This window comes from Gordonia caeni, from assembly GCF_039537105.1.
Taxonomy (GTDB): domain Bacteria; phylum Actinomycetota; class Actinomycetes; order Mycobacteriales; family Mycobacteriaceae; genus Gordonia; species Gordonia caeni.
Genome location: NZ_BAAAZW010000001.1, coordinates 300,382 through 326,611, shown reverse-complemented (window position 1 = coordinate 326,611; position 26,230 = coordinate 300,382). Strand labels below are relative to the sequence as shown.

The window sequence follows — 26,230 nt, the reverse complement described above, 5'->3', positions numbered from 1 at the left end:
GCCAGCCTACCGAGGCCCCGGACGCCGGCTCCGCGCGCACGGCGGTCACTTGAGCTAACAGCAGGTGACTAGCGGATAGAGTCGGGGTGTGTCTGCTGAGTCCCCGGTGAGCCGACCGGACGTCGTGAACGACGGTCCGGCCGCCGGTGACCCGCAAAGTCCGCGGCCCCGCCGGAATCGGCGCGGGCGTCGTCGTGGCCGGCGCCGAGGCAAGGGCGGTGGTCAGCCGCAGAATCAGGGCGCCGGCGGCAGCACGAAGAAGGCCGCTCCGGCCGGGGAGGGCACCAACGACGACCCCGCGAAGGCCGACGGCGCGCCGACCGGTCCCAAACCTTCGGATCTGGCCGCGGCCCGCCGCCGCCGTGAGGCAGGCACCCCGGCCGCCATGCCGCCGACCCGGCGGCGACCGAACGGCAACGCCCGGTCCAGCAGCGATTCCGCACAGGCGCCGCGGCTGCGCACGGTGCGCGAGACCTCGGCCGGCGGTCTGGTGCTCTCGCACCTCGACCAGCCCTTCGACCAGCTCAAAGCGGTCCTGATCGGGCGCATCGACCGGCGCGGCCGGATGATGTGGTCGCTGCCCAAGGGCCACATCGAGACCGGGGAGACCGCCGAGCGCACCGCGATCCGCGAGATCTCCGAAGAGACCGGGGTGTCCGGCACCGTCGTGGCGCCCCTCGGGAAGATCGACTACTGGTTCGTCAACGAGGGCCGGCGGATCCACAAGACCGTGCACCATTACCTGCTCCGCTACACCGGCGGGGAACTGTGCGATGCGGACTACGAAGTGAGCGCCGTCGCCTGGGTGCCGCTGACCGAGTTGCCGCGCCGGCTGACGTACGCTGACGAACGGCGGCTCGCCCGAACCGCCGAAGCGGTGATCGCCGAACTCTGCAGCGACCCCGCCCTGCTGGCCCGTTCCGAAGCCGAAGCCAGCCGCACCGAGCCGAACGACTATGAGAAAGCCGCTGCTGCCCGCAACCAGCGCCGTAACGAACCGCCGCCGGCGAAGCCGCGGCGGCGCCGGCGGCGACCGCGGCGTGGGGGAGCGGGGAGCCGTACCGACGGTGCGGGCTGACCTCGTGCGGCGTCGCGCCGCTCTGCTCGCCGCCGTGGCGGCCGGCGTGCTGCTGATCCTGGGGCTCACCTCGGTGCCGTCGGTCGTCGCACCCGCTCACGCGGTCGAGCCCGGGTACGCGCGGCTGACCCTGACCGAACTCACGCCGTCGACCGTCACCAGCGCCGGCGGCGACGTGGTCCGGGTGCGCGGACGCGTGACGAACACCTTCGACCGGCCGATCAGCACTCTGAAGGTCCGCTTGCAGCTGGGGTCGCAGGTGCGCACCGCCGTGGGCCTGCGCACCAGCCTGATGGCGCCGTCGTCGGCGTTCCCGGTGCTGACACCGCAGCGATCGGTCGCCGAAACCATCACCCCGGGCCAGAGCGCCGCGTTCGATGTCGAAGTGCCGATCAGCGGCTCGGGCGGTCTGCAGATCGAGGACACTGGCGTCTATCCGTTACTGGTCAGCGTCACCGGGGTGCCCGAGTCCGGCGGCCTCATGCAGGTGGCCGAGTCCCGGAGCCTGCTGCCGGTGCTCTCCCTGCCGGCCAGCGCCACGCGAGCGACCGGCTTCGTCGACCCGGCCTACGGTGCCGGCGATGCGCGTCTGGGCCGGGACGGTTCGGTAGCGCCCGACACCTCCGCCCCGGCGGCGCTGACCATGATCTGGCCGCTGGCAGCCACCCCGCAACTGGCGCCCGGAGTCCTCGGGGGCGAGACCGAACCCGTCCGGCTGATCAGTGACCGGCTGGCCGAATCGCTGAAGCCCGAGGGCCGCCTCGGAGCCCAGCTGACGGCCCTGGAGAAGGTGGCTCAGCCCGACGGGCCCGACGCCCGGCTCCGCGACGGCCTGTGCGTGGCCGTCGACCCGGATCTGCTGGTGACCGTGCACGGCATGACGCTGGGCTACGTGGTCAGCGAGGACCCGTCCGACCCCCGGTCGGCCACCGTCCCCGGCACCGGGCAGGCCGACGCGCGCGCCTGGATCGCCCAGTTGCGGTCCATCGCCGAACAGCTCTGCGTCACCGCACTGCCGTTCGCCCAGGCGGGACTGGACTCGCTGAGCACCATCGGCGACGAGCAGCTGTCGACCACCGCCGTCACCGGCGCCGCCGACATCGTCGACGCGCTGCTGGGCATCGAATCCGCGCGCGACGTGACCATCCCGGCCGTCGGCACCCTCTCGAACGCCGGCCGCGACGTCCTGACCTCCCAGGGCCGGACCGGAGCGGCGATCGCTTCCTCGGCGGTGGAACCGGCCGCCACTGATGCGCTCGGCCGGTACCGGTCCGGCGGTGTCGGCCTGCAGACCTACGACGTCCCCATCAGCGCGGCGCTCGGCGCCGCAGGCACCCGCCCGGCCGTGCCGTCGATCATGCCGAGCTGGCAGCAGCCCGACCTGCGCGGGGAGTCGCCGGTGAGCCGCCGGCAGTCGGCCCTGGCGGCACTGGCCTTCCCGATGCTCACCGTCCCGGACTCCGACGACGCCCGGCGCGGACCGGTGACCGGTCGCAGCGCCTTCGTGATGCCGCCGACCTATTGGTCGCCGACCGCCGAAGACTCGGCGGCACTGCTGGGGGCCGCCGATCTGCTGCTGGCCTCGGGCACCGCGCGCGAAGTCCCGCTGCGCGACGTGGCCGGCAGCCTGCCCGAGGCCACCGAGACCGCCCCGCTGGTGACCCCGGGAGACACCGACCCGCTGGTGGCCAAGGGATTTCCGATCAGTTCCGCGCAAGCCGGCGAGGTCCGGTCCCATGTGGCGCTGACCTCCCAGCTGAAGAGCTCGCTGGTCGGCTCACCGGACACCGTCACCACACCTCAGGCCTATGTCGCGCCCCTGTACGAGGATGCGCTGCGCGGCATCGCCACCCCCGAGACGCAGACGCTGAACGAGGCACGACGACTCCGCACCATGCGGATCGAGGCGGTCTCCTCGACACTGGACCACATGAGGCAGGCGGTGTCGCTCCTGGATCCCGGCGGCCGCTACACCCTCGCCTCCGAGCGAAGTCCCCTGCTGCTGATCGTCCGCAACGACCTGGCCCTGCCGATCCGCGTGGAGATGAACATCGACGCCCCCGAGGCACTCAACGTGGGTGAGCTCGGCGTGCAGGAGATCCCGCCGATGGGCACCCGGCAGATCCAGATCCCGACACACGCCTCCACGTCCGAGCGGGCCACCGTCAACATCGCCATGGTCACCTCGACCGGCGTTCCCCTCAGCGAGCCGATCACGCTGTCGATCTACTCGAACGCCTACGGGAAAGTTCTGTTCTGGATCACGATCATCGCCGGGGTGCTCCTGGTGCTGCTGGTGGCGCGGCGGCTCTGGCACCGGTTCACCGGCGAACCCGATCCGGCCGACGAGGACCGTCCCGAGCCCGATGCCGACGAGATCCGGCTCGCCTCCATTCCGTACCAGCAGCGACTCGACCTGACCCGTGAAGACCCCGGCGATTTGCCGCCCGCCGACCGGAAGGACCCATGAGTTCCCGCCGTGAACGGCCGCAGCCGCCGCGCGCCCACCCGACCCGGCACGACCCGCCGCACGCGGGCCGGCACGAGACCGCTCCGGCCGCGGGCCGCGTCTCCGGGCCGCTCGCCGGCGCACCCGAACCGCACGCGCTGGCCAGCACCGAGATCGAGGCCGAGAACGCCGCGGCCCGCGGCGGGGTGGACGACTCCGACTCATCGGTGATGCGGACCGGCGGCTCCATCGCGATCGCCACCCTCACCAGCCGGATCACCGGCTTCGTGCGCACCGTCCTGGTGCTCGCCATGCTCGGCCCGGCGGTGTCCTCGGCGTTCCAGGCCGCGTACGTGCTGCCGAACATGATCGCCGAGGTGGTTCTCGGCGCGGTGCTGACGGCCATCGTCATCCCCGTCCTGGTCCGCGCCGAAGCCGAGGACGAGGACGGCGGTGCCGGCTTCATCAACCGGATCTTCACGCTGACCGTGGTGGTGCTCGGCGTCGCCACCGTCTTGGCGCTGATCGCCGCACCGCTGCTGACCGCGCTGAACGTGGGCGACGGGAAGGTGGATCGGCCGCTGACCACGGCGCTGGCCTACCTCCTGCTGCCGGAGATCCTGTTCTACGGGCTGTCCGCGCTGTTCATGGCGATCCTGAACATGCGGAACGTGTTCAAACCGGGAGCCTGGGCCCCGGTCCTGAACAACATCGTGCAGATCGCCACGCTGGTCCTGTACTTCCTGATGCCCGGCGACATCACCATCAACCCGCTCCGCATGAGCGACCCGAAACTGCTGGTATTGGGCGTCGGCACCACCATCGGCGTGGTGGTGCAGGCGGCGATCCTGCTGCCCTACCTGAAGCGGGCCGGGGTCAAGCTCCGCCTCGAGTGGGGCATCGACGCCCGCCTCCGGCGCTTCGGCAACATGGCGGTGGCCATCATCGGCTACGTGCTGATCCTCCAGGTGGGCCTGGTGATCACCTACCGGATCGCGGCCTCGGCCACCGACTCGGGGATCGCGGTCTATGCGACGCAGTGGCAGTTGCTCCAGTTGCCGTACGGCGTGCTGGGCGTCACCATCCTGACCGCGATCATGCCCCGGCTGTCCCGCAACGCCGCCGCCGACGACACCGGCGCGGTGATCGACGACATGTCGCTGGCCACCCGCCTGACCATGCTCGCGCTGGTGCCCACCGTGGCCTTCATGACCTTCTTCGGTCCCGCCCTCGGTATCGCCGTCTTCAACTTCGGGCAGTTCAAGGCTGCCGACGCCTCACAGCTGGGTTCGGTCCTGGCCTGGGGCGCGTTCACACTGATCCCGTACGCGATGACGCTGGTGCAGCTCCGCGTGTTCTACGCCCGCGAGGATGCGTGGACACCGACCGTCATGGTGCTGGGCATCACCATCGTGAAGGTGATCTCGTCGTATCTCGGCCCGGTGCTGTTCAGCGACCCGGAACTGGTGGTGCGCTGGCTGGCCCTGTCCAACGGACTCGGTTATCTGGTCGGCGCCGTGGTCGGCCACCACCTGCTGTACCGCAAGCTCGGCAACGCCAAGATGCGGCACGTGGTCCGCACCTCGTGGCTCACCGTCGCGGTCTCCCTGGCGGTCACCGCGGCCGTGTGGGCCGTCTCGCGCCTGACCGGCTTCTCTCAGATGTCCACCCACGCCGGCAAGATCGGCTCGATCGTGTATCTGGGCGTCACCGGCGTGGTGGTTCTGGGCGTGACCTATCTGTTCCTGGTGGCTCTGCGCATCCCCGACATGGTGACCATCAGCGCCTCGGTGATGCGGCTGGTCGGCCGGTTCGTCCCGGCGGTGGCGCGCCGAAACCCACCGGTGACCGGCGCGGACGCCGAGGCGACCACCATGACCGTGCAGTTCGCGCGGGTCAGCCCGGACGAGGCGCTCCCGTACTCTGGTCAGGTAGAGGTACGACGACGCTTCGACCGCGGTTCGGCCAGCTGGCACGAGTATGCGGTCACCAGTGGTGGTGCTGCCGGGGAGACCACCGTCCTGCCGCGGATCGGCGCTGACCCCGCCGTGCCGCCGTCGCAGATGCCCACCCGCACCGCCCACCGCAAGCCACCGGCTCCGCCCCGAACAGGACCGCCCCCGATGACGCAGAAACCCCCGGCGCCCACGCCCTCGCGCGGCCCACGCCTGGTACCCGGCGCCGCGATCGCCGGGGGTCGCTACCGCCTGCTCGAGGCGCACGGCGGGACCCGGGGACTGCAGTTCTGGCGCGCGCACGACACCCAGCTCAACCGCGAAGTGGGCCTGACCTTCGTCGACCCGGAGCAGCAGGCGCCGCCGTACCGTCCGGAAGACCGGGACGAGCAACCGGACGGGCCGCAGGCCATCCTGAACCGCACCCGCCGGCTGGGCCGGCTGCACTCCGCGGGCGTCGCACGGGTCCTCGACGTGGTCCGCGGCGCCTCCGGCGGCATCGTCGTCACCGAATGGGTGCCGGGCTCGTCGCTGGCCGAAGTGGCCGAGGCCGGACCGTCGGCCACCGGTGCCGCCCGCGCCGTCCGGGCGCTGGCTGCGGCGGCCGAAGCCTCCCACCGGGCCGGTGCGGCGCTGTCCATCGACCACCCCGACCGCATCCGCGTCAGCGTCGACGGCGATGCGGTGCTGGCCTTCCCGGCCGTCCTGTCCGGCGACGACCGCGCCTCCGACGTCCGCGGACTCGGTGCGGTGTTGTACGCGCTGCTGCTGGGCCGCTGGCCGCTCGACGCCGCCACCGGACACGAGGTGACCACTGCCCAGGCCCAGGGCGGCCCGGTCGGTGGTCTGCCGCCGGCGGCCCCCGATCCCGAACGCAAGGGCCGTCCGATCGCGCCGCTGGCGGTGAAACCGGAGATCCCGTTCGAGATCTCCGCGGTGGCGTCGCGCGCCCTCGAGGGCGGTACCGCCATCCGCACCGCCGGCACGGTGCAGCACATCCTCGATCAGGCGACCGTCGTCGACCTGGCCACCGACGTGATTCCCCGCGCTGACGACGAGCGGGCCCCGGTGTCGGTGGCCCCGCTCAGCCGGACCCGCAAGGAGCGGCTCCTCGGTGAGGGCGACGCGGGCAAGCGCAACAGTGCGCTGCTGATCGGCTCCGGCCTGTTCGTGCTGTTCGTGCTGGTCGCGCTGATCCTATGGCTCACCGACACCTTCGGCTCCGACGACGGCAACGACCTCGAGTCCTTCCTCCCGGAGACCACCACCAGCGCGCCCGCGGCGGAGACTCCGGCGGCCACCGCCGTCCCGGTGGTGCCGCAGGAGGTGTCGATCTTCGACCCCGAGGGGGAGTCGGACACGATGGCAGCGCAGAACGTGGGGAACGTGCTCAGCGGCGGCAGCCCGGCGTGGCAGACCTCCCAGTACCGGGGGACCGGCGTCTACGGCGGGCTCAAGGAGGGACTGGGGCTGATGTTCCAGCTCGCTCCGGGCGCTTCGGTCAGTGAGGCGACCTTCACGACGCAGACGCCCGGGATCAAGGTGGAGTTCCGCACGTCCGAGCAGGCCACCCCGAATCTGAACGCCACGTCGATCGTCGGTTCAGGCACCGTCGGCGAGACCGATTCGACGCTCTCCTTCGACAGTCCGGCCACCACCCGGTACCTGCTGGTGTGGATCACCGAACTCCCGGAGACCGAGGACGGCCGCTACCAGGCGATCATCGACAAGATCGCCTTCAGCGGCAGCTGACGAGCCGACCCCGCCGATCGAGCGGGGTCGAGATCACCGCCTCGGTGCTAGGCGACCACCTCGCCGGCGTCGCTCCGGCGCACCGCCGCCGGGGTCCAGCCGGGTGGGCCGAAGACGTAGCCCAGCTTGTCCCGCAGACGCGGTGCCTGCCGCACATCGCGGGCCAGGTTGACGTACTCGTGCGTCTGCAGCTTCCAGATGTTGTACGTCCCGACCTGCTTGGTCAAACCGTAGTGGGGGCGGTGCATCTCGCGCTGGAAGCTGCCGAACAGGCGATCCCAGACGATGAAGGTGCCGCCGTAGTTGCGGTCCAGGTACTCCGCGTCGCTGCCGTGGTGGACACGGTGATGCGAGGGCGTGTTCATCACGAACTCGACGGGCCGCCACATCCGGTCGATGCGCTCGGTGTGAATCCAGAACTGGTACACCAGGTTCAGCGAGTAGACCGCGAAGACGACGGCCGGCGGAATCCCCAGGAAGGGCAGGGGAAGCCACATGATCATGCTCATCGAGTTGTTCCACTTCTGCCGCAGCGCGGTGGCGAAGTTGAAGTATTCGCTGGAGTGGTGGGCCTGGTGGGTGGCCCAGACCAGCCGGACGCGGTGCGCGATCCGGTGCTCCCAGTAGAAGAGGAAGTCGAGCGCGACGAATCCGATCACCCACGTGTACCAGGCGTTGATCGGCAGCTGCCACGGCGCCAGGTAAGCGAAGATCGCAGTGTAGGCGAGCAGCGCCACCACCTTGGTGGCCGCCGAGGTGCCGATGGAGACGACGCCCATCAGCAGCGATGCTTTGGTGTCCTTGGAGAAGTACGACCCCTTGGGTGCGCGTCCTTCCTCGTCGGTGTCCTCGAGCTTCGCCGCGGCGAAGAACTCGAGGCCGAGCATCAGCACGAAGAACGGAATCGCGAGCACGGTGGGCTCACGCATCGCGGCGGGCAGGAAGTCGAGCATGGTCATCCCCCGGGAGAACGAGCGGCAGAAACTGTGTCTGACACTGTAGCGTGTCAGATGTCCGCGGGTCCAGGTTCTGCGCCGAATCGGTCACCGTAGGATGGGACGACGATGGCACAGCAGAACGAGCGTATCTACGGGGGAGTGAGCGCCCAGCAGCGCCGGGACCAACGTCGCGCGGCCCTGGTCGAGGCCGGATTGCAGTTGTTCGGCACCGAGGGGTATCTGAACGCCCCCGTCAAACGGATCTGCGACGAAGCCGGGCTCACCCAGCGCTACTTCTACGAGTCGTTCAACGATCGCGAGGATCTGCTCGACGCCGTCTACCGGGCGTGCGTGGACATCCTGCGGACGGCCACCACCACCGCCGCGGCCGACTATCTGGCGCAGGTTCCCGAAGTCGCGGCCGGGGGTGCGGTGCCCGAACAGCACATCCCGCCGCTGGCCCGCATCGCCTTCGGCTCCTTCCTGGAGACCCTCACCGCCGACCCGCGCCGCGCCCGGGTGATCCTGATCGAGGTGGTGGGGGTGAGCCCGGCACTGGAGGAGCTCCGCCTCGGCGCCATCCACGACTGGGCCGACCTGATCGTGGGTTTCACCATGCCCGGCCCCGAGGACGCCGCGCGGCACACGATCGCGGCGATCGGGCTGGTGGGAGCGATCACACAGCTGCTGGTCGACTGGCAGACGGCGGCGGCCAACCCGGTCGACGCGCGGTTCGGGCCCGAGCTGTTCACCGTGGAGGCCATCCACGACGTCACCACCGAGATGCTGGTGGGCACCTACCGCCACGTCCTGCGCCCCTGAGCCACCGGGGGAGCCGCCCGGGCGCCCGTCAGCCGTTCGCGGCCAGCCTGCCCTGAATCGCCGCGACGGCGTCCGGCAGATCGTCGACCACGAACTCCCACTGCGAACCGTCCGACAGGGTCAGGCACAGCCGCTCGACGCGGCGGGCGAAGCGGCCGCCGCGGCCCGGTGCCGTTCCGGCCGCAGCCACGTGCTTGGTCGCCACCGCGAACCGCAGGCCGTCGACCCGCGCGGCGAGTCCTTTCGGCTCGAAGACGAGGTGCGTCTTCGTGAGCTGAAGTTCGCCGCCGGCCAGGCCGCGTCCCACCGGGCGGCGCGCCTTCCACGTGCGCTCAGGCTTCTGGTCGGTCATCTGCTCCTCCTGGGCAACCGGCTTCTCCTCCGATACGGTACGACCCCGCGGAACCTTCCGGGACCCCGGTGCGTCTAAGTAGTGTGAGTGCAACGAGCCCGGTGTCCGGTGATGAGGTGCGCAGTCCCAACATGAACCCTTCGATCGCTGCAGACGATCCGATCCCGCCTGAGCCCCCGTTCTCGGCCGAACTCCTGGCCGACTACGACGCCCAGGCGCTCTCGCCCGCCCTCACCCGGCATATCGCCGCCCGTCTCGACGCCGATCCACGCGCCCGCCGGATCCTCGACGCCCTCGCCGCGACGCGGGCCCAGCTCGCGGACGCACCGGTGGAACCGCAGGACCTTCCGGCCGACGTCGAGGAGCGTCTGCGCCACCTCGTTCGCAAGCCCGGGAACATCAGCCCCTAGGCTGGTGTTGATAGCTGACGTACCCGACGGCTGCGCGACGAACGTTCGCCCGGCCGACGTAAATTCCTGCACGGAGGGCTGATGACCGAGACCGACAACACGATCCACGACCTGATCATCGTGGGATCCGGCCCGGCCGGCTACACCGCCGCCGTGTACGCCGCGCGCGCCGAGCTCAAGCCGGTGGTCTTCGAGGGGATCTCTTTCGGCGGCGCCCTGATGACGACCACCGAGGTGGAGAACTATCCCGGCTTCCGCGCCGGCATCCAGGGTCCCGAGCTGATGGACGAGATGCGTGAGCAGGCGGTCCGTTTCGGCGCCGATCTGCGCACCGAAGAGGTCGACACGATCCGCCTGGAAGGCGAGGTCAAAGAGGTCGAGGTCGGTGGCGAGGTCTACCGCGCCCGCGCCGTCATCCTGGCGATGGGGGCGGCCGCCCGCTATCTCGAGGTGCCCGGCGAGCAGGATTTCCTCGGCCGCGGAGTGTCCTCCTGCGCCACCTGCGACGGCTTCTTCTTCCGCGATCAGGAGATCGCGGTGATCGGCGGCGGCGACTCGGCCATGGAGGAGGCGACCTTCCTCACCAAGTTCGCCAGCAAGGTGACGCTGATCCATCGCCGCGAGGAGTTCCGCGCCTCCAAGATCATGCTGGAGCGCGCCCGCGCCAACGACAAGATCGATTTCCTCACCAATGCCACGGTCAGCGAGGTGAAGGGCGACAACGGCGTCTCCGAACTGGTGATCACCGATACCCGCACCGGCAGCACCAGCACGCTCCCCGCGACGGGCATGTTCGTCGCCATCGGCCACGATCCGCGCAGCGAACTGGTGCGCGGGCAGGTGGCGCTCGACGACGAGGGCTACGTGCAGGTCCAGGGCCGTTCCACCTACACCGACGTCCCCGGCGTCTTCGCCTGCGGTGACCTGGTCGACCACACCTACCGCCAGGCCGTCACCGCCGCCGGCAGCGGCTGCAGCGCGGCGATCGACGCCGAGCGCTGGCTCGCCGCCCGCGAGTCCTGACCTTCCCGACCCACCGAAGGAGAATCTCATGGGTGCCCACACCGTCGACGTCACCGACGCCACATTCCAGTCCGAGGTCCTCGAGTCCGACAAGCCCGTGCTTGTGGACTTCTGGGCCACCTGGTGCGGCCCGTGCAAGATGCTCGCGCCCGTCGTCGACGAGATCGCCCGCGATCACGGTGACGCCCTGACCGTCGCGAAGGTCGACGTCGACGCCAACCCGGTCGTGGCCCGTGACCTGCAGATCATGGCGATTCCGAGCCTGATCGTGTTCTCCGGCGGCAAGCCGGTGGCCACCATGCGCGGCGTCAAGTCCAAGGCGGCGATCCTGCGCGAACTGGCGCCGATTCTCGACGCGGCCGGATAACGGTCGGTCACATTCGACCGGTTCATTTGTCGAGGTCCTCGCCGACCTGAGAGAATGGGCTCGTACTGGAGCGCGGGGAGTAGCTCGCCACGTCCAGCTCAAGGCATGAGGAAGCGGGTAGTACATGGCAACGTTGCGTCCGGGTGACCGTGGCTCAGGGGTCGCCGAGGTCCGCACGATTCTTGTCGGAATGGGCCTGCTGGCGGCGCCGGACGCCGCCTCGACGGCGGCCGGCCGTCACGCCCAAGTGAACGACGACGTGTTCGACGCCGCCTGCGAGCGCGCCGTTCTCGCCTTCCAGCAGCAACGCGGCCTGATGGCCGACGGGATCGTGGGGCGATCGACCTATGCCGCCCTCCGCGAAGCCTCGTACCGGCTGGGCAGCCGAGTCCTGACCTACCGGCTGTCCGCGCCGATGACCGGTGACGACGTCGCCACCCTGCAGGGCCGCCTGCAGAACCTGGGCTACTACCACGGCCTGGTCGACGGCATCTTCGACAACGACACCCACCAGGCCGTCTGCCTGTATCAGGCGGAGTACGGGCTCACCTCCGACGGCATCTGCGGGCCGGCCACGCTGCTGTCCCTCAACCGGCTCGGTTCCCGGGTGTCCGGCGGTTCCCCGCACGCGATCCGGGAAGAGGAGCACGTGCGCCGCTCCGGCCCGCAACTCACCGGCAAGCGCATCTTGATCGACCCCTACGGTGACGCCGTCGACGAGACCGAACGGGCGATCCTCTGGGATCTGGCCGCTCGCCTCGAGGGCCGCATGTCGGCGGCGGGGATGATGACGTCGCTGTCCCACGACCGGTCGGCGTCACCGAGCGACGAGGAGAAAGCACGCGTCGCGAACGTGATCGACGCCGACCTGATGATCGCGCTGCGTCTCGGCCACTATCCGAACGAGCGCGCCAACGGTGCTGCCACGTTCTACTTCGGCAACCACCACGGCTCGTACTCCACCATCGGCCGCCATCTGGCCGGATACATCCAGCGCGAGGTGGTCGCCCGTACCCCGCTGCTCGACTGTCGCGCGCACGAGCGGACGTGGAACCTGTTGCGGCTCACCAAGATGCCGACGGTGATCCTGGAAGCCGGGTACAGCACCAACCCCGAAGATGCGCGGCTGCTCAGCACCGCCGAGTACCGCGACACCATCGCCGAGGCGATTCTGGTGGCCGTGAAGCGCCTGTACCTCCAGGGCCAGAACGACCGCCCTACCGGTACCTACACGTTCGCCGATCTCCTTGCGGCGGAACAGCTTCCGTACTGATCGTCAGCGCTCAGCGCGAACCCTGCAGTGCCAGGCTGTCCGAGATGACGAGTTTCTGCAGTGCCCGCTCCACCTGCGTCTTCCAGCCGAGGCCCTCGTCGAGGGTGAGCCGCAGCCGCGGCAGGTACTGATCGTCGGCGACCACCTCGAAGCCGGACTGCTCCAGAAAGCTCGTCGGCATGATGCAGGTGTCGCAGACGTTGCCTGCCACGCCGCCGCCGAGTAGGAGAGACACCAGATCCTTGGCGAGCTCTTCGTCGGACGACGTGTAGCCGAAGGCCTCGATCGCCCGGACGCCGCGGCCCACCACGTCGGCGATCACCGCATCCAGGAGCAGCGGTGCGGCGTCGTCGAACCCCGGCTCGGTGTTGATCTTGGTCAGCAGCACCGCATCCGGACCCACCGGAGCGGTGGGGAAGCGCTTGGCGCGGGGCACCCGTCCGGGCGGCGCATAGAAGGCGGTCCCGACGATCCGTCCGGTGGTGGGTTCGACGGCCACCTGACAGCAACTGCCCCATTCCAGAAGCAGACCCGAGATCCACGCCTCCTTGTCGAACTCGCTCTCGAATCCGCCGAGCGATCCGGTGAACGCATCGTCGAGGGTGTCCGAGACGGCTTCGGGATCCACTTCCCAGAAGACGCAGCGTCGGGTGTGCCGTGGAAGGCTGTCGAAGCCGTCCAACTCCAATGGCGTGATGGACACCCCCATCGCAGTTCGCCTCTCCTCTCCGGGCCGGAATTCGTCGGTGTCACAGTGACGTTTCGGCGCTGTACTTCCCCATAGGGGGTTTCCGGTGCCGGAATCGTCCTATTTTTCGGCGATCACACCGACGATGCGTTCCAGATCGTCAACCGATCCGAACTCGATCACCACCTTGCCTTTGCGCTTGGACAGGCTCACGGTCACCTTGGTGTCGAGCCGATCGGACAGCCGATCGGCCACGTCCTGCAACCCCGGCATCTGCATCGGCGGGCGCCGCTTGGACGGGGTGGGGGAGTCGGGCGTGCCCTCGTGGTTGGCCAGCGTCACGGCTTCTTCTGTGGCGCGAACTGACAGACCCTCGGCCACGATCCGCGCCGCGAGTACTTCCTGGGCATCGGTGCCGGCCTCGAGCGCGAGCAGCGCGCGCGCATGACCGGCCGACAGCACGCCGGCCGCCACCCGACGCTGCACCGGAATCGGCAGCTTCAGGAGGCGAATCATGTTGGTGATCACCGGGCGGGAACGGCCCAGCCGGTTCGCCAGCTCCTCGTGTGTCACGTCGAACTCTTCGAGGAGCTGCTGATAGGCGGCCGCTTCTTCGAGCGGGTTCAGCTGCGCGCGGTGGATGTTCTCCAGCAGAGCATCCCGGAGGAGATCGGCATCGCTGGTCTCCCGGACGATCGCCGGAATCTTCTCCAGTCCCACCGTGGTGCCGGCCCGCCAGCGCCGTTCGCCCATGATCAGCTGGTAACGGACTCCGTCGGCCTTCGGCGTAGAGAGCTCCCGGACCACGATCGGCTGCATGAGGCCGAACTCCCGGATCGAGTGCTCCAGTTCGGCCAGCGCTTCCTCGTCGAAAACAGATCGCGGCTGTTGCGGGTTCGGCTCGATCTCCGCGGGCGGAATCTCCCGGTACACGGCACCGATCTCGTCGCCGACGGCGGGTTGCGGTGCCACCGCCGCCGGTGCGCCACCGCCGATCACCACGTCAGCGGCCGCGCTGCCCATGCGCGTGGTGTTGACGCCCTGCCGACTGGAAGACTGGCCACCGGCCGTCCCGGGCGCCTCCTCGGTGGGCCCGGTGGGAATCAAGGCGGCGAGTCCTCGTCCGAGGCCACCGCGCTTCTGATTGTCTCGCTGACTCACTGCGCCTTCTCCTTCACACCCTGCAGAGCGAGCTCCCGCGCCGCATCCAGATAGCTCATGGCTCCACGTGAACCCGGGTCGTACTCGACGATGGTCATCCCGAAACCGGGAGCTTCGGAGACCTTCACGCTGCGCGGAATGATCGTCTGCAACACCTTGCCACCGAAGTGCGAGCGCACCTCCGCCGCCACCTGGTCGGCCAGCTTGGTGCGCCCGTCGTACATCGTCAGCAGGATGGTGGACACGTGCAGATCGCGGTTCAGGTGTGCTTGCACTAGTTCGATGTTGCGCAGCAACTGCCCGACACCCTCCAGCGCGTAATACTCGCACTGGATCGGAATGAGCACTTCGCGCGCCGCCACCATCGCGTTGACGGTGAGTAGTCCGAGCGACGGCGGGCAGTCGATCAGGACGTAGTCGATCCCGAACTCGGTGAGCACGTCGAGGTCCAGCGAGTTGCGCAGCCGGCTCTCGCGCGCCACCACCGAGACCAATTCGATCTCCGCACCGGCCAGATCCAAGGTGGAGGGGACGCAGTAGAGGTTGTCGTTGGAGGGGGAACGCTGAATGGCATCCCGCAACGACACGTCGTCGAGGAGCATCTCGTACACGGAGGCGATCCCAGGCTTGCGGTGATCGATCCCCAGTGCGGTGCTGGCGTTGCCCTGCGGATCGAGGTCGATCACGAGCACGCCGAGTCCATGCAGGGCGAGTCCCGCGGCGAGGTTCACCGCCGAGGTGGTCTTACCGACGCCGCCCTTCTGATTGGCCACGGTCATGATCCTGGGGGCCGGGGGACGGGGGAGTGTTCCCGCTCCGCCCGGCGTCAGGATCTGGCTGGCGCGTTCGGCCGCCGCCGCGATCGGCGTATCGGCGAACACCGGAGCTTGCGGTTCCGGCGGCGTTCCACGTGAAACCCCGTCGGGAGAAACGCTCTTATCATGCTTCGGCAAACCGGCATCCCTTCGATCGTCATCATCATTCTGCGCCTTGCGCCTGAAGGACACCAACTCTCAACCCCTCCTCTTGCGACGTCGTTCCGCACGCTTGCCGGCCCGGCGATCTGCTTCGGTCTCCACGCGGTTGCCGATAAGGACTGTCGACGGTGGATCGACGACGTCGGCACCGACCTCACGCACCGACAGGTTCCGCAGTCCCACGCGGGCGGCGGCTTCGGCATGCTCGGCGATCTCCTCCTGAGCCGTCCTGCCCTTCAGTGCGATCAGCTCGCCGCCGACGCGAATCAGGGGAGCGGACCAGCGCGCGAGACGATCGAGGGGCGCCACGGCGCGTGACGTCACGACATCAGCTCCGCCGACCCGCTCGATGATCGGCGCTGCTTCCGCGCGACCACGAACCACCGATACGTTGTCGAGCGACAGCCGATCGACCACTTCCTCGAGGAAGGTGGTCCGGCGCAACAGCGGTTCCACCAAGATCACCTCGAGGTCGGGACGGGCGATGGCGAGTGGAACACCGGGGAATCCCGCGCCGCTGCCGATGTCCACGACGCGGGCGCCGGGCTCTATCACCTCGCCGAGGACTGCGCTGTTGAGGATGTGTCGGGACCAGAGCCGCGCCGGCTCACTCGGTCCGATCAGCCCCCGCAGCACCCCTTCGTCACTCAGCACCCTCGCGTAGTCTTCGGCACGCTCCAGTCGGTCGCCGAATACCTCGGCGGCAACGGGGGGTACCGGTTCGTGCTCATCTGCCGTACCGCTCACGGCACTCCTTCCGTAGGCTTCCACTGTTTCACGGGAAACTGTTGCGGTCCTACTCGTCGCCTGTTTCACGGGAAACCGCGCTGCCCTGAGACGAGGTTTCCCGTGAAACACCCTCGCTGCGTGTCCCGAGGCGTTTCACGTGGAACCGCTCGAACTACAGCCGTGTAATTCTGGTCCCGGATGCAGAACAGTCCCGGTCGAAACCGGGACTGTTCACTGGGGCAATCGATCAGCCCTTGATCACCACCACGCGACGCCTGGGCTCCGAACCCTCGCTCTCGCTGTAGACGCCGTCGACGGCCGCCACGGCGTCGTGCACGATCTTGCGCTCGAACGGAGTCATCGGATCCAGCTCCTCGCGCTCACCGCTGTCGCGCACCCGCTCGGCCACCTTGGTCCCCAGCGCCGCGAGCCGCTCACGACGATCGGCGCGCCAGCGCGCGATGTCGAGCATCAGCCGGCTGCGGTCGCCGGTCACCTGCTGCACCGCCAGGCGGGTGAGCTCCTGCAGCGCATCCAGCACCTCGCCCTTGCGGCCGACCAGTTGATCGAGGTCGTCGCCGCCGTCGATGCTCACCACGGCCCGGTCGCCGTCGACGTCCAGATCGATGTCGCCGTCGAAGTCGAGGACGTCCAGGAGTTGCTCGAGGTAGTCTCCGGCGATCTCGCCCTCTTCGACCAACGGATCGTCGTCGCCGTCCTCGTCGCCGTCCTCGTCGCCGCCGTCGTCATCGTCGTCCTGGCCGGCGGACGGGGGAGTGGCCTCCTCGAGGCCCTCGCCCTCGTCGACCGCACCGCCCGTGTCGTCGACCTCCGCGTTGTCGACGTCCCCGGTCTCAGCGGCGGGGGTCTCGACGTCGGGGTTCTCGACGTCGGGGTTCTCGACGTCGGACTGGGTGGCTTGTTCTGTCATTTCCGATACCTCACTCACTACATCAACGTTGTGGCCGGGCGCGCTCACTGGCGGCCGCCGCGGCGGTTCTTCTTGCTCTTGTTGCTCTTGCGGGCCTGAGTCTTCTGAGACTTGGCCGCGGTCTGCGCATTGGCCGCCTCCTTGGCGACCTTCTCTACGACTTCGTCGTCGGGACTCCGCCGCTCGGCTTCCAGCCGCGACTGCGGGCCGCCGTGATCGGTCACCTTGAGGACGGTCTCAGCGACGGCCTTCGATGCTTCTTCGACGCTTCCGGGCGCGACGATCTTCTTTCCGTGCGCGGCGGTCGCAGTCTCGTGCCAGTCCTTGGCCGCGGCGGCGCGTTCTTCGTCGTCGGCCGCCGTCTCGGCCACCAGGGCCACGCCCTCGCGGCCCTCGAGTTCGCGTGCGGTCTTCTCCGAAGCCGGAACCGTGGCGTGCTTCCACACGCTGCCCGAGGGAGCAGCCGCGATCAGCTTCACCTGTGCGAGCTCGGTCTTGTAACCGGGCACATCCACTCCCGCCTCGGCGCCCGCGGCCTCGGCCTGCTCGATGATCCGGTCGTAGATGGCGGCGGCCTGCCGCGCATAGATCCGCGCTTCGTCGAACTTGCCCGAACGAAACAGGGCCGTGGCGACCATCCTGGCCCAGTCGGCCTTGCGATCATGCGCCAGCTCGGACACCGGGGAATCGGGGTTCGCCTGCTCCCATGCATCCTGGTAGGCGGTGAGGATCGCGCTGTCGTCACGCATCACGGTGTTGAGGCGTTCCTCGTGGCCGTCGTTCAGCCAGGCGATCAGCTGCTGCCGGCGCAGGGTCAGGTAGCCGTCGAGGGCGGCCAGGTCGGCGTCCTCGGCCCCGGCGTCCGTGCGCGCGGCATCGGTCCACTGGAAGGCCAGGCTGGCACGCAGGTCGGCGTCCTCGGACAGCCGGACCAGTTCGTCGGCGGCCTGCACCAGTCCGTTGCGGCCCCGGTACAGCCAGTCCGCGTTGCGCTGACCGAATCGGGTCACCTTGCGGAACTCCGTGCCCGCATCTCCGGGACGGCCTTCGCGCAACGCCGTGTAGCCGCGGTCCATGGCCTTCTTCGGATCGAAGTTGCCCGGCAGCGGACGCTCACCCGGTCGGGGAGCGGAGGCGCGGCGCTTCTCCTCGCGGATGGCCTTCTCGTGGTTCTCTTCCTTTTCGATGCGGCCGAAGACGAGGTGCTGCTGGCCGTAGGTCCAGAGGTTGTTGCTCACCCAGTACATCAGGATCGCCACCGGGAAGAAGGGGCCCGTCGCCAGAATGCCCAGCGGGAAGACCCAGAGCGACAGCCGGTTCATGATCCGCGTCTGCGGATTCTCCATCGCTTCCGCCGTCTGCCGGCTGACCGAGGCTCGCGAGTTCATGTGGGTGGCGAACGAGGCGACGATCATCAGGGGGACCACGAGCGCCGCGATCTGCCAGCGCGTGAAGTCCACCGGCATGCCCTCGGGCACGAACGCCGCGAACTCAGTGGTCGGCTGCGTGATGAACGACGACAGCGGCACGCCGAACAATCGCGCGTCGAGGAAGTTCTCCACCAGCTCGGGGCTGAAGGCGTAGTTGCCGAGTGCACGGGTCTGCTCGGACGTCAGACCTTCCTGACCCACGCCGGTGCCCATGCGGTTGAAGGAGCGCAGCACGTGGAACAGACCGATGAACACCGGGATCTGCAGCAGCATGGGCAGACAGCCGAGGAGCGGGTTGAAGCCGTGCTCCTTCTGGAGCTTCTGCATCTCCTCGGTCATCTTCACGCGATCGTTGGAATACTTCTTCCGGATCGCCTGCATCTGCGGATTGATTTCCTGCATCTTCTTCGTCGTGCGGATCTGCTTGACGAAGGGCTTGTACAGGATGGCGCGCAGCGTGAAGACCAGGAAGACCACCGACAGCGCCCACGCGACGCCGGAACCGCCCGGGCTGTCCGGCAAGATCTTGTCGAACAGCCAGTGCCAGACCCACATGATCCAGGACACCGGGTAGTAGATGAAGTTGAGCACGGCTCACAAACCCCTATCTGACATAGCTCGCTCACCGTCGCCGGTTGAGCCATTGGTATGGGAAGTCTCAGTGGTCCGGTCGGCGCGGCGGGGGCGCCGTTCGGGGACCGGGTCGTAGCCGGGCTTGTGCCACGGCCCGCATTTCAGCAGTCGCCAGATCGTCAGCAACGATCCGTAGACCACTCCTCGTTTCTCGAGGGCCTCGACGGCGTAGCTGCTGCACGTCGGTTCGAAGCGGCAGGTGGGCAGACGCAGCGGTGAGATCCAGGTGCGGTACAGCTCCACCAGAAAGATCAGGGAACGTCGCGGCAGCAGGTACAGCCTGGAGGAGAGGGTCATCGGGCCACCGTGCCGTTCGGCGCGACGGCGGATTCGACGGCAGCGGTCACTTTGGGATCGCCGAATGCCTGTCGCAATTGCTGCTCCAGCTCCGTCGACGTCCGGCGAGCCGAACTCGGGCGGGCCCGGATCACCACGTAGGCCTCGGAGGTGCCGAGCACGTCCCGGCTGCCGGCGAAGGCGTGGCGCAGACGGCGGGCGACCGCGTGACGAGTCACCGCATCACCCACCTTCTTCGACACGATCAGCCCCAGGCGCGGGCCGCCGAACGCCGCGACGTCGGTGCGGACGCCCCGTGGGTCGGGCCAGCGCGCGGCCAGGGGAGCGACGGTGATCAGCAGATCACGCGCCGAAACCCGCACTCCCTTGTCGAGGGTGCGGGTGAAGTCCGAGCTGCGCTTCAGACGCGTTGAGTCAGCGGACACCGAGCGGGCCGACCGGACTCACGCGGCTCAGGCGGTCAGCTTGGCGCGGCCCTTGCGACGGCGACCGGTCACGATGGCACGGCCGGCGCGGGTCCGCATGCGCAGACGGAAACCGTGCACGCGCGCGCGGCGACGGTTGTTGGGCTGGAACGTACGCTTCCCCTTGGCCATGGGAACTCCTCGAGTCTCGATACAACGGCGGTCTTCAAGCCCGCATGGTTCCGGTGGTGATTTGACCGGCCTGAATCCGGGTGAGCCGGATTCCGCAGCCCATGCTCGGGCGACCTGTCGAGACTACTCAGCCCGCGTGTCCAAATCAAACGAGTCACGCTGCGTCGACTATTCTGCTCCCTTCGATTCCGCACGCGGCCATCACAGCCCGTACCCTGTGGAATCACCCGGGATCCCTTGATCCACAGTGTGCATAACTTTGTGGACAGGTCGCTCGCAAGTGCAGATTCATGACACGCTGGGAAGCCGGGCACTGTGTAGAGCGCTGTGGAGTCACCGGGGACAGGAGTTGAGTCGTGACCGACGATCAAGCGTCATTCGGCGAGGTCTGGAACCTCGTGGTCGATGAGTTGAACAACACGGTCGACGACGGCACCCCGCTCCTGTCACGACAGCAGAAGGCCTGGCTCTCGCTGGCCCGCCCGCTCACCATCACCTCCGGATTCGCCCTGCTCACCGCCCCGAACGCACTGGTTCAGGAGCAGATCGAACGCAACCTCCGGGACACCGTCGGCGCCGCCCTGAGCCGGCACCTCGGACAGCCCGTCGAGGTCGCGGTCCGCATCTCCGAACACCAGGAACAGACGCCGGCCCCCGAGCCCGAGCCGGCCCCGGCGCAGCCCGGCGCCCAGGAACCGGCCGCCGCCGCGGAGGTCGGTCGTCCGATGCCCGACCGTCCGGCACACGACCCGCGCACCGGTGGCACGCGCGACTGGGCGGCCTACTTCGACGACCGCAACACCACCGCGCCCTCCGACAGCGCGGTGACCCTGCACCCCAAGTACACCTTCGACACCTTCGTGATCGGCGCCTCCAACCGCTTCGCGCACGCTTCGGCGGTGGCGGTGGCCGAAGCCCCGGCGCGCGCCTACAACCCGCTGTTCATCTGGGGGCAGTCGGGCCTGGGCAAGACGCACCTGCTGCATGCGGCCGGCCACTACGCCCAGCGCCTGTTCCCGGGGATGCGGGTCAAGTACGTCTCCACCGAGGAATTCACCAACGACTTCATCAACTCGCTGCGCGACGACCGGCAGATGGCGTTCAAGGCCCGCTACCGCGAGGTCGACATGCTGCTGGTGGACGACATCCAGTTCCTGGAGGGCAAGGAAGGCATCCAGGAGGAGTTCTTCCACACGTTCAACACGCTGCACAACAGCAACAAGCAGATCGTCGTCTCCTCCGATCGGCCGCCGAGCAAACTGGCGACGCTGGAAGACCGGCTCCGGACCCGCTTCGAGTGGGGCCTGATCACCGACGTGCAGCCGCCGGATCTGGAGACCCGCATCGCGATTCTGCGCAAGAAGGCGCAGATGGATCAGCTCGCCGCCCCCGACGAGGTGCTGGAGTTGATCGCCTCCCGGATCGAGCGCAACATCCGCGAGCTCGAGGGAGCGCTGATCCGGGTGACCGCGTTCGCGTCGCTGCAGAACACCGATCTGGACCTTTCGCTGGCCGAGGTGGTGCTCAAGGAACTCATTCCCGATTCGGGCGCGGCCGACATCAGCGCCGCCGGGATCATCGCGATCACCGCGGACTACTACAACATCTCGGTCGACGACCTCCGCGGTCCCAGCAAGGGCCGGCCATTGGTCGGCTACCGCCAGATCTCGATGTACCTGTGCCGCGAGCTCACCGACATGTCGCTGCCGCAGATCGGTGAGGCCTTCAATCGCGACCATTCGACGGTGATCCACGCCGACCGCAAGATCCGCAACACGATGGGCACCAGCACCGACGTCTACAACGACGTCCAGCAACTGACCGCTCGCATCAAACAGCGCGCGCGGGGCTGACTCTCAACCTCTCCCGCAGACTTGTCAGACCCGTCGGCGGCCGGCGAACCGGCCGTTCTCTGCGTCCCGGCCGCGTGAGAAAGACCAGGTCGCGGCCTGTCGGGCTCCTGTGGACTTCCTGCGGACAACCACCGTCCACGGTGTGGACGAGCCCGGGACAGATGGGAACGCAGGACCGCGTCCACAGCGTCACCGAGTTGTCCACCGTCGTGCTCCACCGATGCTCCACACGCTCGAGCGCGTGCCCACCTGCGGCGACGGGGCTTGTCCACAGATTCCACAGGACTTATTACTAAGAAGAATTTCTTTCTTTAGATCTTCTTTTCAAAAGAGGGGCTGGGGATACACCGGTTCGACACCGGATGCCTCCCGACACGCCGGGATCGGGGCGCGACATCCGGAACTGGGTGACAACTTCGGCGCCCAGCGCTCTACAGTGGGATTCGGCGACCACCCGTCGCCTGGTCGGTGCTCGCCGCCGACCGGTACGTCGAGAAGGGCAATCACAGCAGATGAAGTTTCGTGTCGTGCGCGACGAGTTCGCCGATGCCGTCGCCTGGGTCGCCCGGAGCCTGCCGTCCCGTCCGCCGGTGCCAGTGCTCGGTTGCGTGGTTCTGACCGCGAACGACGAGGGGCTGCGAGTCGCCGGATTCGACTATGAGGTCTCCGCCACCGAGACCATTTCCGCCGAGGTGGCCGAACCGGGAACGGTGCTGGTCTCCGGCCGGCTGCTGGCCGACATCACCAAGGCGCTGCCCAACAAGCCGGTCGATGTGAGCATCGACGGTGCCCGCGTGGCGATTTCGTGCGGCAGCTCCAAGTTCTCCCTGCCGACCATGCCGGTCGAGGACTACCCCGAACTTCCCGACGTCCCCGAGGAGACCGGCACCGTGACCGGTGCCCTGTTCGCCGAGGCCGTCTCCCAGGTCGCGGTCGCCGCCGGTCGTGACGACACCTTGCCCATGCTGACCGGTGTCCGCGTCGAGATCGATGGTGACCGCATCGTGCTGGCCGCCACCGACCGTTTCCGGCTGGCGGTGCGCGAGCTGGAGTGGTCCCCGCGCGACGGTGCCGCCACCGGTGCCGCGCTGGTGCCGGCCAAGACGCTCTCCGATGCGGCCAAGTCCGCCGGCGCCGACCACGCCGGTTCGGTGGCACTGTCGTTCGGCTCGGGCCAGGCGATCGGCGCCGACGGCATCCTCGGCATCGCCAGCAACGCCAAGAAGACCACCACCCGGCTGCTCGACGCCGAGTTCCCCAAGTTCCGTCAGCTGTTCCCGGCCAGCCACACCTCGGTGGCCGCCATCGACAGCGCGGCTCTCATCGAGGCGATCAAGCGTGTCTCGCTGGTGGCCGAGCGCGGCGCGCAGATCCGGATGGACTTCTCCGGTGATTCGGTGCTGCTGACCGCCGGTGGTGACGAGGCCGGTAAGGCCGAAGAGTCGCTGGACGTGCAGTTCTACGGCGACCCGATCCTGATCGCCTTCAACCCGACCTATCTGCTCGACGGCCTGGCCGCGATCGGCACGTCGACCGTGCAGTTCGGTTTCACCAATCCCGAACCCGACGGATCGGGTGAGCGGCGCGCAGCCATCCGCCCGGCGGTGCTGCGCCCGGCCGGCGAGGACGAGCCGGTCGCCGACGAATCCGGTGCCTTCCTGGCCCCCGCCGGCGAATTCAGTTACCTGTTGATGCCGGTCCGCCTGCCCGGCTGACCGTTCACCGCCGTTTCGCCCCGCTCGAGAGGAAATCATTCATGCAACTGGGACTTGTGGGTCTGGGAAAAATGGGTGCCAACATGCGCACCCGCATCAAGGCCGCCGGTCACGAGGTGGTCGGTTACGACCCGCGTCCCGAGGTCAGCGACGTCGCGAGCCTGGCGGAGCTGGTCGATACGCTGCAGGCTCCCCGCGTGGTGTGGCTGATGGTGCCGCACGGTGAGGTGACGCAGCAGAGCGTGGAAGATCTGGCGGGTCTCCTCTCGCCGGGCGACGTGGTGATCGACGGTGGGAATTCGCGGTTCACCGATGATCAGCCGCACGCAGATCTGTTGGGCGACAAGGGAATCGGATACATCGATTGCGGCGTCTCCGGCGGTGTCTGGGGTCTGGAGAACGGCTACGCACTGATGGTCGGGGGTAGCGAGGCCGATGTCGCGAAGGTGATGCCGATCTTCGACGCGCTCCGGCCGGCCGGTCCGCGCGAGAACGGCTTCGTCCACGTGGGCCCGGTGGGCGCCGGGCACTACGCCAAGATGGTGCACAACGGCATCGAGTACGGCCTGATGCAGGCCTACGCCGAAGGCTACGAACTGCTGCAGGCCGAGCCGCTGATCGAGAATGTCACCGGCACGCTCAAGGCGTGGACGCAGGGCACCGTGGTGCGGTCGTGGCTGTTGGATCTTCTGGTCCGGGCACTGGAAGAGGATCCGGGACTGTCCGAGATCTCGGACTACACCACCGATTCCGGTGAGGGCCGATGGACAGTGGAGGAGGCCGTACGCCATGCGGTGCCACTCCATGTGATCACCGCCGCGCTCTACGCCCGCTTCGCCTCCCGGCAGGAGAGCTCCCCGGCGCTCAAGGCCGTCTCGGCGCTGCGCAACCAGTTCGGCGGGCATGCGGTCCGTGATCTGCAGGGGCGGAGCGTCGGCGAGACCGCTACCCCCGAGGAGTGAGGCGTCTGCGCGCGCGTTCAGTGGTGAGGTAGCGACGTGTTCGTGCGAACGCTGGGGCTGACCGACTTCCGGTCCTGGGAACAGGTGGAGTTGGACTTGCGTCCCGAACCGACGATCTTTGTGGGGCGCAACGGATTCGGGAAGACCAACCTGCTCGAATCGCTCTTCTACTCGGCCACGCTGCGCTCGCATCGGGTCTCCTCGGATGCACCCCTGGTACGCACGGGAGCCCGGTCGGCGCGGGTCCGGTCGACGGTCGAGAACGACGGCCGCGAACTCTCAGTGGAACTGACGATCGCCGCTCAGGGCGCCAACAAGGCGACGGTCAACACCGCCCCGGTCCGTCGCACGCGCGAGATCCTGGGCATTCTGCGGACGGTCCTGTTCGCCCCCGAGGATCTCGCGCTGGTCCGGGGCGATCCGGGGGAACGGCGCCGGTTCCTGGACGAGATCACGGTGCAGCTGCGCCCGATCGCGGCCGGCTCGCGCGCCGATTACGACCGCGTCCTGCGTCAGCGCTCGGCGTTGCTGAAGACCGCCGGGGCCGCGATGCGGCGGTCGTCGACGGAGGCGGACTCGGTGATGAGCACCCTCGACGTCTGGGACGAGCAACTCGCCCAGTTCGGCGCGGAGGTGACCGCCGATCGTCTGTCCGTTGTTCGCGATCTCAATCCTCTTGTGGCACAGGCATATTCATCAATCGCTCCGCATTCGCGGCCGGCCGAGATCAAGTACCGGTCAGCGGCCGGGCCGGAGGTGGACGCCAGCGAGGGCGGTCCGGAGGCCGTCGACGAGATCCGGCAGGTGCTGGCCGGGCGGCTTCGTGAGGTGCGCTCGAAGGAGATCGACCGGGGCCTCTGCCTGGTGGGTCCGCACCGGGACGATCTGCTGCTGAACCTGGGCACCGAGCCGGCCAAGGGGTTCGCCAGCCACGGGGAGTCGTGGTCGATGGCCCTCGCTCTGCGTCTGGCGTGCGTCGACCTGCTCCGGGCCGACCGGGTGGAGCCGGTGATCATGCTCGACGACGTCTTCGCCGAGCTCGATGCGGCGCGCCGGGCCAAACTCGCCGAGTTCACCGCCTCGGCCGAACAGCTCCTGATCACCGCGGCGGTCGGAGAGGACATTCCCGGGGTGCTGGCCGGGCGGCGCATCTCTGTCGGACTGGTGGAGGAGGATGGCGAGCGACGGTCACAGATCATCGGTGAGGAATCGATCGCCGGCGGCACCGAGAGCGACGACGCCGACCAGGGCGAGGGAGCGGGGCAGGCATGACGACCGGCGGCGACAGCGAACACACACCGGGTTACGAGGTGGCGCGCAAAGCTCTGGAGCAGGCCCGTGCCGAGGCCAAGGCGGCCGGCAAGCAGGTCGGTCACGGCCGGACCGGCCCGCTGGCCGGGAGCACCCGCAAGACCGGCGACCGCAAACGCCGCCGCTGGTCGGGTGCCGGCCCGGACAGCCGGGACCCGCAGCCGCTGGGCCGGCTGACCGGTTCCATCGCCCGCGCGCGGGGCTGGTCGTCGAAGATCAACGAGGGCACGGTGTTCGCCTCCTGGGAGGGAATCGTCGGTACCGACATCTCTGCGCACGCCGAACCGACCGCACTGACCGACGGTGTCCTGCACGTGAGCGCGGAGTCCACCGCGTGGGCCACCCAGCTGCGATACATGCAGTCGCAGATCCTGGCCAAGATCGCCGCGGGCGTCGGCGACGGGGTGGTCAAGAGCCTCCGGATCACCGGTCCGTCGGCGCCGTCGTGGCGCAAGGGACCGCTCCACGTGTCCGGGCGCGGGCCCCGCGACACCTACGGCTGATGCCTCCGCGGCGGAGGGTTCGCTC

General features: G+C 68.6%; 23 protein-coding genes and 1 pseudogene. 13 read left to right on the top strand and 11 right to left on the bottom strand.

Annotated features, from left to right (window positions below; translation table 11 throughout):
- Nucleotides 1-88: 88 nt before the first annotated feature.
- From ABD732_RS01565 to murJ, 3 genes are read left to right on the top strand one after another with little or no spacing between them, the layout of a single operon-like run.
- On the top strand, nt 89-1,078 hold the full coding sequence (locus ABD732_RS01565) for an NUDIX hydrolase (protein WP_344779872.1): 990 nt from the start codon (nt 89-91) through the stop codon (nt 1,076-1,078).
- Nucleotides 1,068-3,548 (top strand): DUF6049 family protein, encoded by a 2,481-nt coding sequence (locus ABD732_RS01560; protein ID WP_344779870.1) that lies wholly within the window; start codon nt 1,068-1,070, stop codon nt 3,546-3,548. The genes ABD732_RS01565 and ABD732_RS01560 overlap by 11 nt, the downstream gene beginning before the upstream one ends.
- Nucleotides 3,545-7,234 carry a murein biosynthesis integral membrane protein MurJ gene (gene murJ / locus ABD732_RS01555; protein ID WP_344779868.1) on the top strand — a complete coding sequence of 1,230 codons (3,690 nt, stop codon included), beginning with the start codon at nt 3,545-3,547 and terminating at the stop codon, nt 7,232-7,234. Before ABD732_RS01560 ends, murJ begins: the two co-directional genes overlap by 4 nt.
- A 47-nt stretch (nt 7,235-7,281) precedes the next feature.
- Here murJ and ABD732_RS01550 read toward each other — a convergent pair whose 3' ends face one another.
- A complete protein-coding gene (locus ABD732_RS01550; RefSeq protein WP_344780342.1) occupies nt 7,282-8,187 on the bottom strand; it encodes a sterol desaturase family protein in 906 nt (301 codons plus the stop codon).
- Between the two features lie 111 nt (nt 8,188-8,298).
- Here ABD732_RS01550 and ABD732_RS01545 point away from each other — a divergent pair, with 111 nt between their 5' ends.
- A complete protein-coding gene (locus ABD732_RS01545) occupies nt 8,299-8,994 on the top strand; it encodes a TetR/AcrR family transcriptional regulator (RefSeq protein WP_344779866.1) in 696 nt (231 codons plus the stop codon).
- A 28-nt stretch (nt 8,995-9,022) separates the two neighbouring features.
- Here ABD732_RS01545 and ABD732_RS01540 read toward each other — a convergent pair whose 3' ends face one another.
- On the bottom strand, nt 9,023-9,346 hold the full coding sequence (locus ABD732_RS01540) for a hypothetical protein (protein WP_344779864.1): 324 nt from the start codon (nt 9,344-9,346) through the stop codon (nt 9,023-9,025).
- Nucleotides 9,347-9,477: 131 nt separating this feature from the next.
- Between ABD732_RS01540 and ABD732_RS01535 the strand changes: the two genes are divergently transcribed.
- The 4 genes from ABD732_RS01535 (at nt 9,478) to ABD732_RS01520 (ending at nt 12,419) form a co-directional block, all read left to right on the top strand.
- Nucleotides 9,478-9,756, top strand: coding sequence for an anti-sigma factor (locus tag ABD732_RS01535; RefSeq protein WP_344779862.1), 279 nt, complete (start codon nt 9,478-9,480; stop codon nt 9,754-9,756).
- Nucleotides 9,757-9,837: 81 nt separating this feature from the next.
- Nucleotides 9,838-10,779: a thioredoxin-disulfide reductase gene (gene trxB, locus ABD732_RS01530; RefSeq protein ID WP_344779861.1), complete on the top strand. Its 942-nt coding sequence runs from the start codon at nt 9,838-9,840 to the stop codon at nt 10,777-10,779.
- A gap of 28 nt (nt 10,780-10,807) precedes the next feature.
- Nucleotides 10,808-11,146 (top strand): thioredoxin, encoded by a 339-nt coding sequence (gene trxA / locus ABD732_RS01525; protein WP_344779859.1) that lies wholly within the window; start codon nt 10,808-10,810, stop codon nt 11,144-11,146.
- 124 nt (nt 11,147-11,270) lie between these two features.
- On the top strand, nt 11,271-12,419 hold the full coding sequence (locus ABD732_RS01520; RefSeq protein ID WP_344779857.1) for an N-acetylmuramoyl-L-alanine amidase: 1,149 nt from the start codon (nt 11,271-11,273) through the stop codon (nt 12,417-12,419).
- A gap of 10 nt (nt 12,420-12,429) precedes the next feature.
- Here ABD732_RS01520 and ABD732_RS01515 read toward each other — a convergent pair whose 3' ends face one another.
- From ABD732_RS01515 to rpmH, 9 genes and pseudogenes are all read right to left on the bottom strand, one after another.
- Nucleotides 12,430-13,128: a hypothetical protein gene (locus tag ABD732_RS01515; protein WP_344779855.1), complete on the bottom strand. Its 699-nt coding sequence runs from the start codon at nt 13,126-13,128 to the stop codon at nt 12,430-12,432.
- Between the two features lie 99 nt (nt 13,129-13,227).
- Nucleotides 13,228-14,268, bottom strand: coding sequence for a ParB/RepB/Spo0J family partition protein (locus ABD732_RS01510; RefSeq protein ID WP_344779853.1), 1,041 nt, complete (start codon nt 14,266-14,268; stop codon nt 13,228-13,230).
- Nucleotides 14,265-15,221 (bottom strand): ParA family protein, encoded by a 957-nt coding sequence (locus tag ABD732_RS01505; protein ID WP_344779851.1) that lies wholly within the window; start codon nt 15,219-15,221, stop codon nt 14,265-14,267. Before ABD732_RS01505 ends, ABD732_RS01510 begins: the two co-directional genes overlap by 4 nt.
- Before the next feature lie 60 nt (nt 15,222-15,281).
- On the bottom strand, nt 15,282-16,016 hold the full coding sequence (gene rsmG, locus ABD732_RS01500; RefSeq protein WP_344779849.1) for a 16S rRNA (guanine(527)-N(7))-methyltransferase RsmG: 735 nt from the start codon (nt 16,014-16,016) through the stop codon (nt 15,282-15,284).
- A gap of 205 nt (nt 16,017-16,221) precedes the next feature.
- On the bottom strand, nt 16,222-16,905 hold the full coding sequence (locus ABD732_RS01495; protein WP_344779847.1) for a Jag family protein: 684 nt from the start codon (nt 16,903-16,905) through the stop codon (nt 16,222-16,224).
- 741 nt (nt 16,906-17,646) lie between these two features.
- Nucleotides 17,647-18,926, bottom strand: a pseudogene (gene yidC / locus ABD732_RS01490) (membrane protein insertase YidC).
- Between the two features lie 3 nt (nt 18,927-18,929).
- Nucleotides 18,930-19,265, bottom strand: coding sequence for a membrane protein insertion efficiency factor YidD (gene yidD / locus ABD732_RS01485; protein WP_344779845.1), 336 nt, complete (start codon nt 19,263-19,265; stop codon nt 18,930-18,932).
- Nucleotides 19,262-19,690 carry a ribonuclease P protein component gene (gene rnpA / locus ABD732_RS01480; protein WP_344779843.1) on the bottom strand — a complete coding sequence of 143 codons (429 nt, stop codon included), beginning with the start codon at nt 19,688-19,690 and terminating at the stop codon, nt 19,262-19,264. Before rnpA ends, yidD begins: the two co-directional genes overlap by 4 nt.
- Nucleotides 19,691-19,717: 27 nt before the next feature.
- Nucleotides 19,718-19,861: a 50S ribosomal protein L34 gene (gene rpmH / locus ABD732_RS01475; protein WP_246993135.1), complete on the bottom strand. Its 144-nt coding sequence runs from the start codon at nt 19,859-19,861 to the stop codon at nt 19,718-19,720.
- A gap of 356 nt (nt 19,862-20,217) precedes the next feature.
- Here rpmH and dnaA point away from each other — a divergent pair, with 356 nt between their 5' ends.
- The 5 genes from dnaA to ABD732_RS01450 all read left to right on the top strand — a co-directional run bounded on the left by dnaA (nt 20,218) and on the right by ABD732_RS01450 (nt 26,205).
- The gene (dnaA, locus tag ABD732_RS01470; protein ID WP_344779839.1) at nt 20,218-21,714 is read left to right on the top strand and encodes a chromosomal replication initiator protein DnaA; all 1,497 of its coding nucleotides are present in this window, start codon (nt 20,218-20,220) and stop codon (nt 21,712-21,714) included.
- Nucleotides 21,715-22,226: 512 nt separating this feature from the next.
- Nucleotides 22,227-23,429: a DNA polymerase III subunit beta gene (gene dnaN / locus ABD732_RS01465; RefSeq protein ID WP_344779837.1), complete on the top strand. Its 1,203-nt coding sequence runs from the start codon at nt 22,227-22,229 to the stop codon at nt 23,427-23,429.
- Between the two features lie 41 nt (nt 23,430-23,470).
- Nucleotides 23,471-24,391, top strand: a complete 921-nt coding sequence (gene gnd, locus ABD732_RS01460) for a phosphogluconate dehydrogenase (NAD(+)-dependent, decarboxylating) (protein ID WP_344779835.1) — start codon at nt 23,471-23,473, stop codon at nt 24,389-24,391.
- Nucleotides 24,392-24,427: 36 nt separating this feature from the next.
- The gene (gene recF, locus ABD732_RS01455) at nt 24,428-25,663 is read left to right on the top strand and encodes a DNA replication/repair protein RecF (protein ID WP_344779833.1); all 1,236 of its coding nucleotides are present in this window, start codon (nt 24,428-24,430) and stop codon (nt 25,661-25,663) included.
- Nucleotides 25,660-26,205 carry a DUF721 family protein gene (locus ABD732_RS01450; protein ID WP_344779831.1) on the top strand — a complete coding sequence of 182 codons (546 nt, stop codon included), beginning with the start codon at nt 25,660-25,662 and terminating at the stop codon, nt 26,203-26,205. The genes recF and ABD732_RS01450 overlap by 4 nt, the downstream gene beginning before the upstream one ends.
- Nucleotides 26,206-26,230 lie beyond the last annotated feature (25 nt).